The organism is Flavobacterium agrisoli (genome assembly GCF_016522065.1).
Lineage (GTDB): Bacteria > Bacteroidota > Bacteroidia > Flavobacteriales > Flavobacteriaceae > Flavobacterium > Flavobacterium agrisoli.
This window is the reverse complement of the sequence record NZ_JAEHFV010000002.1, coordinates 66345-83965: the sequence shown is the minus strand read 5'-3', so window position 1 is coordinate 83965 and position 17621 is coordinate 66345. Positions and strand designations below refer to the sequence as shown.

Sequence of the window (17621 nt, the reverse complement as noted above, 5' to 3'; positions counted from 1 at the left end):
TATGCTATTCAAATCAAAAAAAATACCGCTGCTTTTCTGTTTCCTTTTTCAGTTGGGGCTAACGGCGGCTTATTCGCAAAAAGAGGTTGCAAAAGAATCCAATATAGCCGATAAACCGTTGTTTAGAGATCCGATTTACGATGGCGCAGCCGATCCTGTTGTGATTTGGAACAAAAAGGAAAAAAAATGGTTTATGTTTTATACCAATCGACGAGCTAGTGATTCCACTGCAAGTGGGGTGAGTTGGGTACACGGAACTAAAATTGGTGTTGCAGAATCTACTAACGGAACACATTGGACTTACAAAGGGGTTTGTAATGTTGATTATACGGTTCCGAATATCACACATTGGGCGCCTGATGTCATCGAATACAAAGGCGTTTACCACATGTATTTGACTATAGTGCCGGGTATTTTCGAAGACTGGTACCATCCGCGTTATATCATTCATCTCACCAGTAAAAATATGATGGATTGGAAATTCGAATCGCAATTAAAGTTAGCATCCGAACGTTGTATTGATGCCTCTGTTTACCAGTTGCCTAACGGAAATTGGCGCATGTTTTACAATAATGAAAATGACGGAAAGTCTATTTATTATGCCGATAGTCCCGATTTGTATCATTGGACAGATGCCGGCAAAAAAATAGTAAGCGATCGAGGCGAAGGTCCGAAAGTATTTCGTTGGAAAAACAAAAATTGGATGATAACCGATTCTTGGAGAGGATTGAATGTGTATACATCAGCAGATTTTTTGAATTGGAAAAAACAAGAAAAAAGGATACTTGACGAGCCGGGAACGGGAGTAGACGATCAGGTAGTGGGCAATCATCCGGATGTGTTGGTAAACGAGGACAAAGCCTATTTGTTTTATTTTACACATCCGGGTAAAACGCCCGAAAACAAAGGGAAAGATACTTACGAAACCCGTCGCAGTACCATTCATTTGGCCGAATTGGAATTGGTCAATGGCGAAATGATTTGCAATCGGAATAAAGCAGTTGAAATTAATTTAAAAAAACCGAAAAAATGAAAAATACCATTCGAAATGCCTTTAAAATGAAATTAAAAAAAGGCTTTGAAACCGAATATAAAAAAAGACACGATGAGATTTGGCCCGAATTAGAAGCGTTATTGTCGGAGACGGGAATTCAGGATTACAGCATTTTTTTAGACGAAGAAACCTTGATTTTGTTTGCGGTTCAAAAAATTAGTGCTGACTTTGATTCGAACTTGCTTCCCAATCATCCTATCGTAAAAAAATGGTGGGCGTATATGGAAGATATTATGGAAACCAATCCCGATAATTCACCGCTTTCCACTTCTTTAAAAGAAGTTTTTCACATGGATTAAGATTGTAAAAGCAGTATACAGCAGGATACTTTCGCGGGGTTTATTGAATACTTTTGAAAATAGCAATTTGAAAATCTTTTTTGAAAGGATTTTTAATTAGTTAATAGTTTTTAATTTTTTTAAAAAAGAAAGTTAATTTACATTAATAAGTGTTGAGTTTTACAAAGCCTTCTTTTTAAACGCTGTAATCGATAGGTTGAGCGTTTTTTTTTGCCTTTAAATAAAATCAAGGCTATCATGTAAAACACACAAAGGTAAAGCAGCAATTCCTGCATTGATTTTTAATCCGAAATAAACACGTTAAATTTGTAAAAGCGCAGTTTTAAGGAATCTTCAAAAAAACAATTTCTTAATACGGTATTTTATAAATCGAATTTAAAAATGATAAAATGAAAAAAAGCATTCAACTTGGATTAGCAACCACCGCTGTAGCCGCATTGTTAAGCAGTTGTAAAACGCAACAAAACGGTCAAACCAAAATGGTATTACACAATACTTCCGAAATTGTCTTGCCTCAAAAAGCAGTAGAAATTTCTAGAAAAGCAATTGCAAATGCCGATAAAAGCACCAATTTTCCTATTCTTTTGCACGGAAATGATACCATTCCGGCTCAGGTTAACGATTTGAATGGCGATGGGAAATGGGATGAAATTTTCTTAGTAACTGATTTTTCGGCTAAAGAGAAAAAAGAAGTAGAACTAAAATGGTCCGAAACCGATCCGAAATTTACCGTTCGTACCAGCGTTCGTTTTGGAAAACGTGCTGCAAAAGACCAACCCGTTAAGCCTGCTACTGAAGAAATTTTGCCCGCCAACGAAGTACACAAAGCATTGGGTTATCAGCGTTATCAAACCGACGGGCCAACTTGGGAAAATGATAAAGTTGGTTTTAGACACTATTTGGATGGACGAAATGCGAAAGATGTTTTTGGTAAAAAAACACCTGGAATTACGCCAGAAAATGTTGGTATTAATGCAAAAGGAGAAGTGGAAGATGATTACCACCAAATGTACGATTGGGGAAGGGATATTTTTCCAGTAGGAAATTCAGTTGGACTAGGCGGTTTTGGTTTATTAGTAGACAATCAAATCAAAAGATTAGGAATTTTGCCAACCGAAAAAGTAAATACTATTGAAACCACTACTTTTAAAATTGTAAGCGAAGGTCCAGAGAATTCGGTTTTAAGTTATGATTATCACAATTGGAAAGTAAATGATAATTTGTATCAAGCGCATGAAACCACTTCCATTTGGCCCGGAATGTATGGATATCAAAACACAGTTTCAGTTGATGGTTTAAAAGGGAATGAGCAGTTATTAATTGCACTTTCAAATATCAACAATACCAATCCATTACAAGAAGTAGAAGCCGGTGATTTTGTTTGTTTGATTCAGCATGGTCATTTAACCTATGACAAACAATGGATTTTAGGAACGGCTATCATTGTACCTAAAAAAGGATACAAAGGATTTATTGAAGCTCCAAAAACCGGAGAAATAACACAATCTTTTTTAGCAAAATTTGATGTAAAAAATAATGAAACCGTTACCTATTATGCCGTTGCGGGTTGGGAATTGAGTGCCGATCCTAATTTTAAAGATGCAACATACTTTGCCAACTATGTAACCACTTTGGCTAAACAATTAACGGCTAAAGTTGAGGTCAAAGTAAATTAAAACAACCGTACTATACTATATTAATCAACCCAAAAAACAATGAAACGATTATTGACAATAGCCATTTGTATGATAGGGATTTCCCATTCTGCATTTTCTCAAAATTATAAAAACGACAAATTTCCGGATGGGAGTGCCATTACGCCTTGGTTTAAGGATTATACCAAACTGCAGTTAAAGGACTTAGGGAAACAATATGTTATAACCGATTTTGGAGTGGGCAAAGACAGTACAAGAATCCAGACCAAAGAAATTCAAAAAGTAATTGATAAAGCAGCAGAAAATGGAGGTGGCGTTGTCGTAATTCCGAAGGGGGTGTACTTGAGTGGCGCTTTGTTTTTTAAACCTAAAACGAGTTTGTATGTTTCGGAAGGTGGCACCTTAAAAGGATCGGATGATATTTCGAATTACCCGATTATGCCATCACGTATGGAGGGGCAAAACCTGGATTATTTTCCGGCTTTGGTGAATGCGTATGGTGTCGATAATTTTTCAATTTCAGGAAAAGGAACTATCAACGGAAATGGTTATAAATATTACGAAGCCTTTTGGCAACGTCGAAAAGAGAATCCAAAATGTACCAATTTAGAGGTTTCAAGACCGCGTTTGGTTTTTGTTTGGAACTCCAATAATGTGCAATTTCAGGATGTAAAATTGATTAATTCTGGTTTCTGGACAAATCATTTTTATAAATGTTATAACGTAAAATTATTGGATTTATATATTTTTTCGCCACATGAAAAAATTAAAGGGCCAAGTACCGATGCGATTGATGTGGATATTTGTACCAATGTTTTGGTAAAAGGCTGTTATATGTCGGTTAACGACGATGCGATTGCTTTAAAAGGAGGAAAAGGTCCGTATGCAGACAAAGATCCTAATAATGGTGGTAATGCTAATATTATTATCGAAGATTGTACTTACGGATTTTGCCATTCGGCTTTAACCAACGGAAGCGAGTCGATTCATAACCGAAATGTAATCATGCGTAACTCAACTATCGAAGGTGCTACACGTATGCTTTGGTTAAAAATGCGTCCCGATACACCACAACGCTACGAGTACATTCGTGTAGAAGATATTAAAGGATCGGCTAAAAATTGTTTGGTAGTTTTAGCTTGGAAACAATTTTTTGATTTAAAAGGCCGCCCAGATGTGCCAATATCTTATGGTGATCACGTGACGTTGAAAAACATCGACATTAAATGCGAAACTTTTTTTGCTGTAGAAAAAGACCCAAATGTTCGTTTATCTAATTTTGCTTTTGAAAACCTAAAAATTGAAGCGAGCAAAAAAACAGATTTTGATAAAAGTGTCGTGAATGGAGTTCATTTTAAAAATGTTATCGTTAACGGTAGTGAACTAAAATAAGCTTTGTAAATTTCGAAAAAGCTGTTTCTATGTTCAAAGAAGCAGCTTTTTTTGACTTTACTTGTTTTTAAAAATAGGATAATGAAAATGTATAGAAAATCAAATAGTTTAACTTTTTTCCTGTTGTTTTTTTTTGGTATTCTCCAGGCACAGTCAACTCCCGAAAAACCCAATATCATTGTTATTATTGCCGATGATTTGGGCTGGCACGATGTAGGCTACAACGGCTCCGAAATCAAAACCCCAAATATTGATTTTTTGGCAAAAAATGGGGTACAACTAAACCGGTTTTATGTTAACCCAACTTGTTCGCCAACACGAGCATCTTTACTAACGGGTAGACCTGCAAGCCGAATGGGTATTGTGGCACCTATTGGCGATAGAAGCAAATTGAAATTGCCGGATTCCATTCCTACTTTGCCCAAATTCCTCAAAAAACAAGGTTACCAAACAGCACTTATTGGCAAATGGCATTTGGGATTGAATTTAGAAAGTAGTCCGAAAGGCTACGGTTTTGATTATTCTTATGGCTTTTTGCACGGTCAAATTGATCAATACACACATTTGTATAAAAATGGCGACAAAAGCTGGTACCGTAACGGTGAATTTATTGAAGAGGAAGGCCACACAACCGATTTGTTGACTAACGATGCTTTGCATTGGTTGTCTAAACAGAAACAACAAAATGCGCCTTTTTATTTGCAGTTGGCATATAGTGCGCCGCATTTTCCATTGCAAGAAGAGGAAAAATGGAAAAAACCCTATAAGCAAATTCAAAACGATTCTCGTCGGGATTATGCTGCTGCAGTGGCTCATTTAGACCATGCAATTGGGCAAGTGTTGGAAAGTTTAAAAAAGCAACAATTAGATAAAAATACAGTAGTTGTTTTTATGAGTGATAATGGTGCTATGGAAAACTGGGATGCCAAAGATCAATATGGTGGTAAATTTAGCGGAAATTCGGTTTTAGGTGATAATACGCCCCTTCGAGATTGGAAAACTTCGAACTACGAAGGTGCGGTTAGAGTGCCTTGCGTTTGGTATTGGAAGAATCATGTAAAGGCGCAAGAAAATAAAAACTATGTTTCGGTAATTGATTTTTTGCCTACTTTTTTAGGTTTATCGGGGGAGAAAAATGGGTCAACTTCGGTGGAAGGAATTGATATTTGGCAAAGCATTTCGGAAAACAAAACCTTAGCAAAACGCCCGATTTATATTAGAGGTCATTTACAAGCCTGTGTGATTCAGGAACCGTGGAAATTAGTAAAATCCAATCTTAAAAAAGGAACTCCAAGTTTTGAGTTGTTTAATCTGGAAACCGATCCGGAAGAAAAAAACAATGTCTTTTTACAAGAACCCACACTAGCCAAAACCTTAACCGCTGAACTCGAAAATCAAATGCAAAAAGACGCTATTATTTTGAATAAATAAGAAACGGATTTTATTTTAAAGCATAAAAAATTCCCTCAACTAAGAGAAATTTGTTTTCTAAATGAAAGAAATACAAAATGCTGTAGTTGAGGGGATTCTATTTTTAGTTCACTGCTTTTAATTCAGGTAACTTGTAAGTACCATCTAAAACAGAGGCAGCTGGCATATAAACGCGGGTACAAGTCCAGAACGGATAAGTAGGAACCAATAATTTGTTTGGATAGTTTACTTTGTCAAACTCCGATTCGGGAACATAATACAAATCGAAGGTTTTACCGTCAGGATTCAATTTAATTTGTCGGTTGTTGATAATCGATCCTTTATCTGTTTTAAGATACTGGTCGTCACCATACATGGTTACCGAATAAAATCCCAATTTAGGATTTGCCATTTCTGGAACCGCATAAGTTGCTTTATAAATTTTTCCTTTTTCAACTTCGTATTTTTGAGTCAAATACACCGCATCTTTATCGGGTAAAAGTCCAGTGGCGATGGATACTCCTCGGTTGTTATTTTCTTTGGTCACAGGATTAGCAACGGTTCCCATCGTACCACGAACACCTTCTTTTTGAGCGATAGCCACATAATGATTACGGACACTATCAAAAGATTTCATATCCCAGTTGGTCACTTTAAACGATTCTGGTTTGTAACCATTTAAAAATTCTACTTTCAATTGATCTTGGTAGGCATTTACTTTTTTCAAGTCTTCAGGACTGCTCGCATCGGCTTGCATACGAACATTCGCATAAAAAAACGGACTGATAGAGTCGGCCGGAATTACATAACGTCCTGGGCCATAAAAGACCTTGTAAGTTACGTGATCGTGGTTCACCACATGAAGCGACATATAACGGCCATCATTTTCAGGCAAGGTAATGACTACTCCGCCACGACCATCTAATATAGCGAACGAATATTCGGTATCACGATTCATCAAAGGTGCTGGTTGCTCTTTTAAAGGCATCGGTTTGCGGTGGTGGTACCAAGTGTTATCAGCTCCCAAAGCAAATTCTTTTTGCATGGCCATGTCAATCATAGCGTGGGCAAAATTGTCGTTGGTTACCGTTACGGTCGAGTCGGCCGTTGTGGCTGTTGCATCGCTTGAGGTTTCGGCTGTATTTTTTTTACAGGCAACCAAAGTGGCTGCGGCTAAAAAAGTTATTACTATTTTTTTCATAATAGAATGATATTAAAATGAATGAATGGTTTTTTATTTTTTTACGGCAACTACTTTATGATTTTTGGTAAAATCTTCTTTGTAAGCAATCATCGAGGGAACCGAAACAGGCAAGTAACAACGGAATAAGCCATTCCAATTTTTAGGTACTTTAATGTTGTTAATAGCATCGGGACCTCCGTTAAAATTTAAGGTAATGGTACCGTCTGGATTAGGTTTTACTTGGTGGCTGTTTAGGTGAAAAGGATCGGTTACCACCCAACCTTGTTCGTCGTAAATTGTTAAAGACCAGTAACCCGATTCGCCATATTTTAAATCTGGTTTTTTGAAAGTAACCGAACTAGGCTCGCCATTTTTAGCGGCTTCATCACCTGGTAAAACCACAAAATAATAAGCATGCTTAGCAGGTAATCCAGCCCAACCTGCCAAATTGATGTATTGGTATTGCGGTGTGCTAATGTCTTTGATGTTGTCTACAAAACCTTTTTCAATAACCGCACGAGTTACAGCATCGGTAATAATTTGTTTTCTCAATTTATTAAAAGATGCTACATCGTATTTTACTTCAGGAACAAACGGTTTGTTTGAGCCGGCTTCTACAACAACTGCATCTTGTCGTTTGCGCATTTCTTCCATTCCTTTTGCATCATTGCTGCGAGATTGGGTACGCATAAACAAGTAAACATGACTTCCGTAAGTGGCATCGCTGGCTTTTAATTCAAGTGTTTTTCCTGGATAACAAACGCCAATGGTTACCGAATTTTCGTCTAAGACATGCACAATATGATACAAATCGTAAGGAGGAACAGTAATTTTTAATCCACCTGAAATATCATAAACCGCATACGAATAGATAAGATCAAAATTGGAACGAATAACCGTTTGGTTTTTTAAATCGATACCGCTTCGTTCATGACGAAATTTGTTGGTGCCGCTTTCAATTTGTTCTGCTGCAAAATACTTGGCCGTTTCTGCGCGTACGATATTGTCCCAAGTGGCTACTTCGCCTCCTGTTTCTGTAAAGGCTGGATTTTCGGCGGTAGCATCACCATTTTTTAAAACACCCGTTGGCTTTTTTTGTAGGATGTCTACCGTTGTAGTTTCTGGTGTTTCGGGAGCAGGAGTAGTTTCTGCCGACTTTTTGCAAGAAGCCAAAAGCCCAATTGTTACTAAAACTAAGATTGATTTTTTCATAAAGAATTGATTTTGATACTATTTTTAGGATATTCATTTAAAAAACGCATCTAATTTAAGGAAAAATCTTGTCAAAATTTAGAATTGATTTTTATATCAATTTTTTAATTTCTAAAAAGAAAAGGATATTTCATTATGAACTGGAGTGAAACTAAAAAGCAACCCTTTTTGAGTTGCTTTTTTACCAAATATGATTAATTCTTCTTCTTCACCAACACAATATTCGGTTTTGGCGCTTTTTCCATACCATAACCCATATAAAAACTCGTGTGCGGTGGCTGATTATACCCCACATTTTGCCAAGCAATACTCAAACGGTATTGCGGATCGTGCATCAAAGTATATTGTCTAACATCGGTTGGAATAGTTGTGGTATAAATTCGTAATTCCGAATTATCACTGCTTCGCAAAATTAGTTCTTCTCGCCAATCTCCCCAAATATCAGCCGATAAAGCAGGCGTTGACTTGGTTCCATTATTTGAAGAAGCTCCTTCGGCAGTAAATAATCTTCCTTTTCCATATTTATCAATATAATTGGAATTTAAAATTTCCCTTGAAGTGTCACCATCCCAATAAATCACAAAATTAGCGGCTCGTGGAGCATCTCCTAATCGATTCCCTTTGGTATCAAACAGCCCTTTGGAACCCGACCACCACAATTGCGCTCCTTTTTTATCCGCTACAATATTATCGGCCACACCTCGACCAACATCTTGATTAGGTGAACCTGAAAATAAAATTTTACCCGTTTTAGCATCGTATAAAGCGGCTCCCAAACCTTTAGTACCATCTTCTAATTCATGTACACCAAAGACTTCTAAACCTGGATTGTCTAAATCCAAATCACTCACATGTAACGCATCTCCATGACGTAGACCGGTTGTAAACAAACCTTTCCCATTATCATCTACCACCATAGCACCAAAAATAATTTCATCTTTTCCGTCATTATCAACATCGGCTACAGAAAGTCCGTGATTCCCCTGACCCGAATATGGATTTTTTCCGTCTTTACTGTCAAAAACCCAACGAGACTTTAACTTTCCGTTTTTAAAATCACAGGCAGCTAACACGGTTCTGCCGTAATACCCTCGGCACATCACCACACTTGGATGCACTCCGTCTAAATAGGCCACACAAGCCGTAAAACGATCAGCACGATTTCCTGTATTATCACTATGCCCGTTTCCTCCAAAACCACCCCAGCCACGTAAATCTCCTCTTTCTGGAATATAATCTACTGTAGAAACAGCTTTCCCGGTACGTCCATCAAAAACCGTTAGGTATTCTGGTCCTTTTAAAATCTTACCGTAAGTAGGTGATTTTTCATCCAAATCACGATAATCTTTTGAAGCATCTCCAATACTATTTCCTTCTCCATCTATACCTCCATCGGCCGTTTTGCAAACCATTTCGGCAATTCCATCACCATCCAAATCATACACCATAAATTGCGTATAATGCGCTCCCTCACGTATATTTTTACCTAAATTTATTTCCCAAAGCAATTTTCCTTCTAGCGTATAAGCATGAAAAATAAGGGGATCGGTAAGACCTTTATGTGAGTTGTCATGACCTTTCCCAGTCATGTGAACGATTAATTCGTAACGCCCATCGCCAGTTAAATCCCCAACGGAAACATCATTGGGTGCATATCCTTCAATCTTTTTTAACGGCAAGGAAACGTAGTTTTTCGACTCCGAATTGGCTATGATCACAAAACTTCCTTTTGAATCTTGCTCTTTTCCCTTTTCAATCGTTTTTACAAACCATTCGTTAGTTTCATTCCCTTTCGCTGTTTTATCGATAAAAAAAGTAGCTCCGGAAATGGGTTTTTCATTCAATCGAATCGGTTTTGCATCATTACTCTTTCGGTATAAATTAAAAGCCAAATCATCCGTATCAGTTCCCAAAACACGCCAACTCACTACTACACCATCCTTTTGTTTGATGGCTACAAGTCCACGGTCTAGATTTTCCATTTGCCGTTGTGAAAATGCCGAGAAACTTACGAAAAGTAGTATCAGGAAAAACATTTTATTGTATTTCATAATTTGGTTGGTTTAAGTTAAATAGTTTATTAAAAGCTCTTTATTAGACTGAATTTAATAAAGAAGGTTTAGTTGAAAAGCTAAAACATTTTTTGAAAACCTTCGCTTTTCACCTTCCAAGTTCCATCTTTCGGGAAACCTGGATTTTCTCCCACAGAACCTTCCCAACCTGCACACATCATCGCAACAGCAGTAAGAACACCACCGTTTCCTGGTAGATAAAGCGTTAGTCTTTCCGATTGGTAGTTGTGTCCGTTTTTGAGATAAGTATTGGTGGTAATATCCATAAATAAGGCATCGATCGCTTTATTAGGTAATCCCAAACGAGCCGCCGACATAGCTGTCATTGGAAAATCCCAACCCCAAGTTTTTTGCCAAGACCAGGTATCCCAAACCAAATCGAAAGTGTTTTTCATGATTTTTTTGTCCAACAAAGAAGTCTCAGGAAGCATTCCGAAAGTTCCTAAAACCGAAGGATGATCGGTTTTAAACTCTGGATTTGTATAAGAATCGGTAGCACTTTCAGTCGCCAAATACACATTGTTTTGTATTGGTAAAGGCGATAAATCTTTTAGAACGGCTTCCCATTTTTGAGGAACAGCTTGGTTCATTCTTTTCTTCCATTCGATGGCAGTTTTCAAACCCCAATTCCAGTAGGCTAATTCATACGTTGGGTTGAACGTTTGCATGGCTACAAAACGCTCCTGAGCCGGAATCACACCGGGACCCAACCTATATTTCTTTTTTTCTGTGTCATAAAAAGCAAACGAAGCCATAAAATCGGCGGTAGCAAAAACACGTTCGCTGTATTTTTTCAAAGTGGCTTCAGATTTTGACGCATCATATAACAACTCTGCATAGGTGATAAAATGGGGCTGTTGCCAAATTAAAAACGCCCCTACCGATGACGGACTTTCGTTACCATCAGGATCGGTCATTTTTTGCCATCTGGCTCCTTCAAAACCTTGTCTTTTTGCTATTTTTTTAGCTTTATCAAAAGCATTTTCATACCACCCTAACGTATTCTCTAAATATTCTGGTCTTCCCCAAAGCGGAAAATGAACCCCATGCCACCAATGCATTTCCAAGTGCGGTTTCCCAAACCAACTGTTGTACGTTAAACCTGTTTCTTGTGGAGGCATAGAACCTGCACATTGAATTTTGGTCAAATATTGTGACAACACCACTCTGCGTTCCAATTCATTGGCACGAGGATCTGTACTTCCAGCAAAATCTACCGCTGCACCACTTTTCCAGAATTTATCATAACCTGCAACCGAACTTTTTTCAACCTCAGCAAATGCTGGAACGGCACCTTTATTTTTTTGGGTTAAAATAAACTCAGCACTCAACTCAAAAACCTTACTTTGTGAAGGCGAAATCAAAAAATAATGTGCTTGCTTTTCGGCAATTTGAGCTGTTCCTTTCCATTTCAAATTAATATCATACGAAATACTATCCATCGGATGAATGATCGTTGCCTCCGATTTATTCTTGATTTTCAGATTGCTTTTATAGTTTAATTTTCCTCCCCATTTTTTCCCCATTTCAGTTCCTTCAATGGCAACTGTTGAGATCGCTACATCCTGTTTTTCTTCCCATTTGGTTCCCATATCGCCCCAAAGTCCTGTTGGATAAGGAATACGAACGCGAACTTTTAGCCTTTTTTGTTGAATCAAATCCGATTCGATTTGAAATCCTAAAACATCTTTCTCTTGATGACAAGCCGTAATAACTTTTACAGCAGTGCCTTCTACTTCAAAAAGGCTTTCGATTTTTCCTGTCCATAAATTCAGTTTCTGATTGATGGCTTTGATGTCTTCGGGTTTAGCTAAACTTCCGTCTTTCTTGGTAATCTCCAAACCAATATTCCCCAATTGTAATAAATGTGCATTTTGACGAAACCACTCCACCGCCTCTTTACTATGTTTTGGTTCCTTAATTTGTGTGGAATACGAAATTTTTCTTCCGTATTGATCTACTTCTTTTAAAGTCTCCGAAAATTTATAGCCATTTACATTTTTGTAACTATCCCAACCCCACTCGGCTTGGGTTCCTAATGGCACACCGTTTTGATACTTTTCAGGAAAAGATTGCAATCCTGTAGCATCAACTGTATAGGCAAATTTCCCATTTCCGACGCTTAGAGAAGCCAACGTATCGATTTCTGTAATCTTGACATCATGTCGTGTAACTACTGCTTTACGGTCGATTTTTTGTTGGGCAATGCCACTTAAAGCAATACCAAGTAAAAAAAGAATGTTGACTTTAAATTGAAAAAATGATTTCATATTCTGATTATATTAATTGATTTTAAAAATAAATGCTGAGGCAGTTTCGTACTTTCCTCCTTGCGAAGCCGTAAACAAATAGGTTGGTTTTCCTTTTTGAAATAATAGTTGTGGTCGTTCAGAACGTCCGTAGCGATTTAAATGTTTTGGAGCATCGGGTTGTGTAATATATTTACTGAGTTCCTGATAGCCAATTTGTGGTTTTGACCAATGTTTGCCATCTTTCGACTCCATATACAAACCTTTGTCCATACCGAAAACGCCCATGTCTCGAGCCAACATCTTGAATTTTTTATCTTCATACCAAACAAAAGCGTCCTCGCATTGTTGGTTATTTCCCATTTTATGAAAATCGATTACTGGGTTGCCGGAGTATCTTTCATAAGGTCCATTTAAAGATTTTGAAATCGCCAAACCATACTTTCGATTCCCTTTTATATTAAACTTTGGATGTACATATCCTTCTTTGTCCAACGATTTATAATACAACCAATATTCTCCATTTGGATGTTTTAAAAAGGAAGGATTCGTTGTTATATAATCGTCCCATTCTCCCTCTTTTCCAGGTTGTAACAAAGGTTCATTTGGTCGTTCCCAAGGGCCATAAAGAGAATCAGCAGTTGCCAAACCTATTCTTTTGGTATCGAATTTTCCATTAGAATTTCCTAAATAAAACAATGCATATTTACCCTCTACAAAATGAATACTGGGATTATGACAAGTCGTTCCGTCCCAAAATCCAGTTCCGCGAGGAGCTAAAATCGTGCTCACATATTCGTAAGGGCCTTCTGGTTTTTCGGCAACGGCATGAGCAATTTCACAGCCATTTAACCAACCGCCCATTCCTTTGCTTTTAGGCCAACGCGAAAAAAACACATGAATTTTTCCATCAGGACCTTCAATAGGACTGTTGCACCAAACGTAATAATCTTCAAATTCTAATGCTCTTCCAACAGGACTTAAGCTTTTTTCAAATTCGGAAAGTTTTGGATCGCTTTCTAAAATCAAAAAATTACGAGCTTCGACTGGAATAAATGCCGATAGCGAAGCTAAAATTGTAGTTCCTATAAAATCTCTTCTCTCCATTTATTCTCTGATTAAAGTCGCACTCATCAAACCAATCACCACATCAACTGAAAAAAGAAAAATGTAAATGATTGAATATTTTTTCATGTTTTAAATTTTAAAATAGGACTCTTAATCCTTTGTATATTTTTAATTCCTGTTGTACATCACTTTTATAAAATTGCACGCAGATTCAGCAGATTTAGCAGATTTTTTTAATTATTTTTACTTAATTCATCTGATTAAAGTCGCCCCCATCAACCCAATCACCACATCATTGGTAATGGTTTCTATTGAAAGGCTTTTTAGTTTTTTTGATGGATTCAACGGTAAATCCAAAATCGTTCCGGCTCCACCATCAATAGCATAATTCGAAAATCCTTTGATGCTCGTATAATCTGAAAAAGTTCTGGATACTTCACCCGATTTCAAATACACTCTTGGCGGTTTTGGCGCATTTGTCATAAAAGCTTTTCCATCTATAAAATAATCCTGTTCAATTGGCCACCAGTTTTGTGGGTTTTTGAGTTCTAAAATCTCTTGTGAACCATCGGTATAAGTTACGATCACTTTACCATTTACCATTCGACTTTGCATCGGATTGGTAGAACCCGCCATCATCAAATACAAATGCGAGGCTTTGCCTTTTAACGGAATACTTACTTCGTTTGGAAAATTATCCCACTGTGAAGTAAAAACGATATTGTTTTTTGAAGCTTCGGAAGGGGTTTGAAAAACTAACTTTTCATTCACTTTAAATTCATTGTTTACGGTTTTTGAACGTAATCCCGAATCATCAATTTCAGGTTTTATAAAAGGATAACACCAATTTCCGATTCCTTGAGTTGGCAATTGTAAGGTCGGACTTTGTGGACGAGGTGTTAGGTATTTCTGTTTAAAAATATCGGTTACTTTCGCATTAAAAAAAGCATTCAAATCTACTTTTTCGAACTTTGTTTTTTCTTGATTTGGAATGTCCCAATTGGTAAATGATAAATTCAAATTACCCGAAGTATTAGTTTTCAATTGCAACTTATTGGTACCTGTAACGAAATTTTTCAACGGAATAGAAATGGTTTCAACACTGTTTGCTTTGATGGTTATTTCTTTTTCAAATGAATTCAAAATCAAATTTCCAGAAACATTTTTATCCGAATTATTTTGAATAGAAAGTAACAATTCATTAGCCTTGATTTCATTTGAAGCAATTTCAACACTTGGTTTTGAATCAATGAAAACAGGTTGCCACCAAGTCATTTCGCCCTGTTGCAATTGCACAAAAAGTGTTTTATTTCCTAATCCATTTATTGTTGCTGTAATTTTATTTTCACTCTTTGAAATTGAACTCAAAACTTTTTGCGGGTCATTGATAGCAATGATTTTTGCCATTTTAGTTTCGAATACAAAAACATCTTTTGGATTGTAATTTTCTTTTATTTTAGGTTGCTCCAAAGCTTTTTCTTCCCAATTAATTACAATGGAATATTTTTCTGCAAAAGGCGCTTCAATGATAATTTCTGGTTTTCCGATTCCGTTTTTGGTAATTGAATAATTCGTTTTATTTCCATTAATGGTAATGTTATCTATTTTTTCAGCAATTCCTTTGATGATGAATTTCAAAGCCATTTTAGATTTCAAACGATTGCTGATTTCGTAGGAATCGGTATTTTTTTCTCTTTTAAAAGCAAATGAAATATCTGGAATTTCAAGCGAAGCCGAATCCCATTTTTCAGGAAATCCGGGTTTAATTGTCAGTTGTTTTGCCAAAGCATCGGGCTGAATTCCGTACAATCCTTCGACCAAAGTTCGTGCTGCCATTCCGATAGGATCGGCAAAGTCACGGTACAATTCGCCACGCATGGCATCCTGATACGTCAACTGTTCAAATCCACCTGGAGATGGACTCAAATACATACTTTCGACCAAAGCACTTTCCCACATTGTAAAGGCTTTTTCAGCATTTCCTCCTTGCCAATACGCCAAAGAAGTATGCAATTGTTCCGCCAATGCCACATTGTTAATCGACCAATCATAAGGTTGCCAATTGGTGGTACTAATCATGTACAAATCGGTTTTATCCAAACCATCCACCTGAATCGGAATGTGCGGAATTTGAGTATCCACATAACGAAGCATTTGGTATTGCTGAAAAGGATCTCCAAGTTCAGAATCAATCGTGTGGTAAATACTCCAAATTGCTGGTGAATCATGCAATAATTGTTTTCCCAAAGCATCTTTATACTCGGCAAAAATTCCTTTTTCGGGAATCCAAAGTTTATCAGCAATCGCTTTTTCAATTTTACTGGCTTCGGAAGAAAATGAAGCGGTCTCTTTATTTAAAGTTTGAGCTACCGATGCCAATGTTTTATTCGAATAATAATTATAAGCCGAAGAATGGATTACACCACCACCGCTGTATTGCAAGGCGTCACTCGCCCAAATCGTAGCATACGCATCGTACAAACCATCTTTGTCGGTATCGAAATTTCGTTTTTCCCAATCGATATGCCTATTCAAAACCGGCCACATTTCTTTCATAAATTCGGTATCTCCCGTCCATTTAAAATGACGCAACATTTGATCGAAAAAAACCAAATTCATATCATAATGATGTGCAATTGTGTTGTTGTTTGGCTTTCGACTAATATATCCACTGCTAAACATTGAAGTTCCCATTTCCTCTTTTTGACGTGCTAAATTACGCTCTGCATCAAAAACCACAGGACCCGTTGCTGGCTCTGTAACCTGCGATTTACTGTAACCCGTAAAATGCGTTTTCGCTCTATCATGCCAACCCAACGGATCGGCCACATAAGCACCACGCCAAGCATTGAGGTGCATGCGCCACGCAATGGCTCCGTGCAAATAGGCTGGACTTTCCCAAATACCATCGGCAGCAATAGCCAAAGCCGAACCTAAGGTATTGATATAGGGATCGGGGGTTTTTACTTTGATGCGATTGGCCAAAGCCAACATATCGGCAGAAGCTGACTCAAATAAAGCGGCAATTTCCTTTTGAGAAAGGCTATCAGAATTAATTTCTGGTGAAAACAACCAATAATAAGTCTCTTCTGTTTTTGCATCTAATTTTCCACAAATACAATTTAAATCTGATTTTGAAGAAGAAAATAATACAATAGGCGAATTCTGTTCGTTTGCGTTGGCTAATTTAACTTTCGAATCGGGAAAAAAACCTTGAACTTGTTTGTCATTTCCTGTTTTCTTTTTGTTCGCTTCGGAACCAAAATGCAGTACAAAATCATTTTTTTTCAAGTCAAAAACATTCCCTTTGCAATAGTTTGGTTGTAGGTAAAAAACCGATTCGGGGTCGGCGCCAATATCGCCATCACGGCTAAATTTCTTTCCTGTTGCTCCACCAAAAGCCCAAAATAAGGCTTGTTTTGGATTTGCGTTTTGAACTTTTGCTTTCAACACAAAACCTTCTTTATTAGTCATAGCAACCACTTCCAACAGGATTTCAACTTTTCCAAAAGCATCATCTTTTACCGAGTAATACATTTTTCCGTTTGCGTAACGGGTTGCAATTTGTTTAAATTCAGTCAGCCATTTACTTTGATTTTCATTGCCGAATCCCAATTTAAAATTACCTCCCATTCCCGGCAAGTACATAGCAAATTCGGGTAAATCGCCAGTTTCAACTCGGAAACCTGTATTCGAACCATATAAGGCACGATTGAATTTTCGAGTACCATTTTTTAATACAAATCCATTTCCATCTGGTTTATAATGAATTTTCCGCATTGGTATAGCCGCCTTTTGAGAGCTCTGTCCCAATACCATCAGCGAACACATAAACAGCCATATAAAGGAAATCGTTTTAATTTTTATCATTGTTTAGGGCGCTTTAAACCATTTGTTGTTTTCTTTATTCTTATCTAAAATCCTATAAAATTATGGTTAGTGAAAAAAAGAATAAAGGAATACCAATTTTTTATAATAATTAATTACGCAATATCTAAGTTTTAAAATCGTATTGTATCCTGTACTT

11 protein-coding genes are annotated in these 17621 nt (G+C 37.1%); 5 read left to right on the top strand and 6 right to left on the bottom strand.

Going from position 1 to position 17621, the window contains the following annotated elements; translation table 11 throughout:
• Position 1 precedes the first annotated feature (1 nt).
• The 5 genes from I5M07_RS05455 (at position 2) to I5M07_RS05435 (ending at position 5831) form a co-directional block, all read left to right on the top strand.
• Positions 2–1033 carry a family 43 glycosylhydrolase gene (locus I5M07_RS05455; protein WP_200105213.1) on the top strand — a complete coding sequence of 344 codons (1032 nt, stop codon included), beginning with the start codon at positions 2–4 and terminating at the stop codon, positions 1031–1033.
• Positions 1030–1353: an L-rhamnose mutarotase gene (gene rhaM / locus I5M07_RS05450; RefSeq protein WP_200105212.1), complete on the top strand. Its 324-nt coding sequence runs from the start codon at positions 1030–1032 to the stop codon at positions 1351–1353. Before I5M07_RS05455 ends, rhaM begins: the two co-directional genes overlap by 4 nt.
• Positions 1354–1742: 389 nt before the next feature.
• The gene (locus I5M07_RS05445; RefSeq protein ID WP_200105211.1) at positions 1743–3029 is read left to right on the top strand and encodes a DUF4861 domain-containing protein; all 1287 of its coding nucleotides are present in this window, start codon (positions 1743–1745) and stop codon (positions 3027–3029) included.
• 39 nt (positions 3030–3068) lie between these two features.
• Positions 3069–4400, top strand: coding sequence for a rhamnogalacturonidase (locus I5M07_RS05440; protein ID WP_200105210.1), 1332 nt, complete (start codon positions 3069–3071; stop codon positions 4398–4400).
• 81 nt (positions 4401–4481) lie between these two features.
• The gene (locus I5M07_RS05435) at positions 4482–5831 is read left to right on the top strand and encodes a sulfatase-like hydrolase/transferase (protein ID WP_200105209.1); all 1350 of its coding nucleotides are present in this window, start codon (positions 4482–4484) and stop codon (positions 5829–5831) included.
• A 103-nt stretch (positions 5832–5934) separates the two neighbouring features.
• Here I5M07_RS05435 and I5M07_RS05430 read toward each other — a convergent pair whose 3' ends face one another.
• From I5M07_RS05430 to I5M07_RS05405, 6 genes are all read right to left on the bottom strand, one after another.
• On the bottom strand, positions 5935–7011 hold the full coding sequence (locus I5M07_RS05430) for a DUF1254 domain-containing protein (protein WP_200105208.1): 1077 nt from the start codon (positions 7009–7011) through the stop codon (positions 5935–5937).
• Between the two features lie 33 nt (positions 7012–7044).
• On the bottom strand, positions 7045–8205 hold the full coding sequence (locus I5M07_RS05425) for a DUF1254 domain-containing protein (RefSeq protein WP_200105207.1): 1161 nt from the start codon (positions 8203–8205) through the stop codon (positions 7045–7047).
• A gap of 194 nt (positions 8206–8399) precedes the next feature.
• Complete coding sequence (locus tag I5M07_RS05420; RefSeq protein WP_200105206.1) at positions 8400–10256, bottom strand: rhamnogalacturonan lyase; 1857 nt, start codon at positions 10254–10256, stop codon at positions 8400–8402.
• Positions 10257–10336: 80 nt separating this feature from the next.
• Positions 10337–12547 (bottom strand): hypothetical protein, encoded by a 2211-nt coding sequence (locus I5M07_RS05415; RefSeq protein ID WP_200105205.1) that lies wholly within the window; start codon positions 12545–12547, stop codon positions 10337–10339.
• A gap of 12 nt (positions 12548–12559) precedes the next feature.
• On the bottom strand, positions 12560–13633 hold the full coding sequence (locus I5M07_RS05410; RefSeq protein WP_200105204.1) for a glycoside hydrolase family protein: 1074 nt from the start codon (positions 13631–13633) through the stop codon (positions 12560–12562).
• 213 nt (positions 13634–13846) lie between these two features.
• Positions 13847–17374: a DUF4450 domain-containing protein gene (locus I5M07_RS05405; RefSeq protein ID WP_233621962.1), complete on the bottom strand. Its 3528-nt coding sequence runs from the start codon at positions 17372–17374 to the stop codon at positions 13847–13849.
• Positions 17375–17621 lie beyond the last annotated feature (247 nt).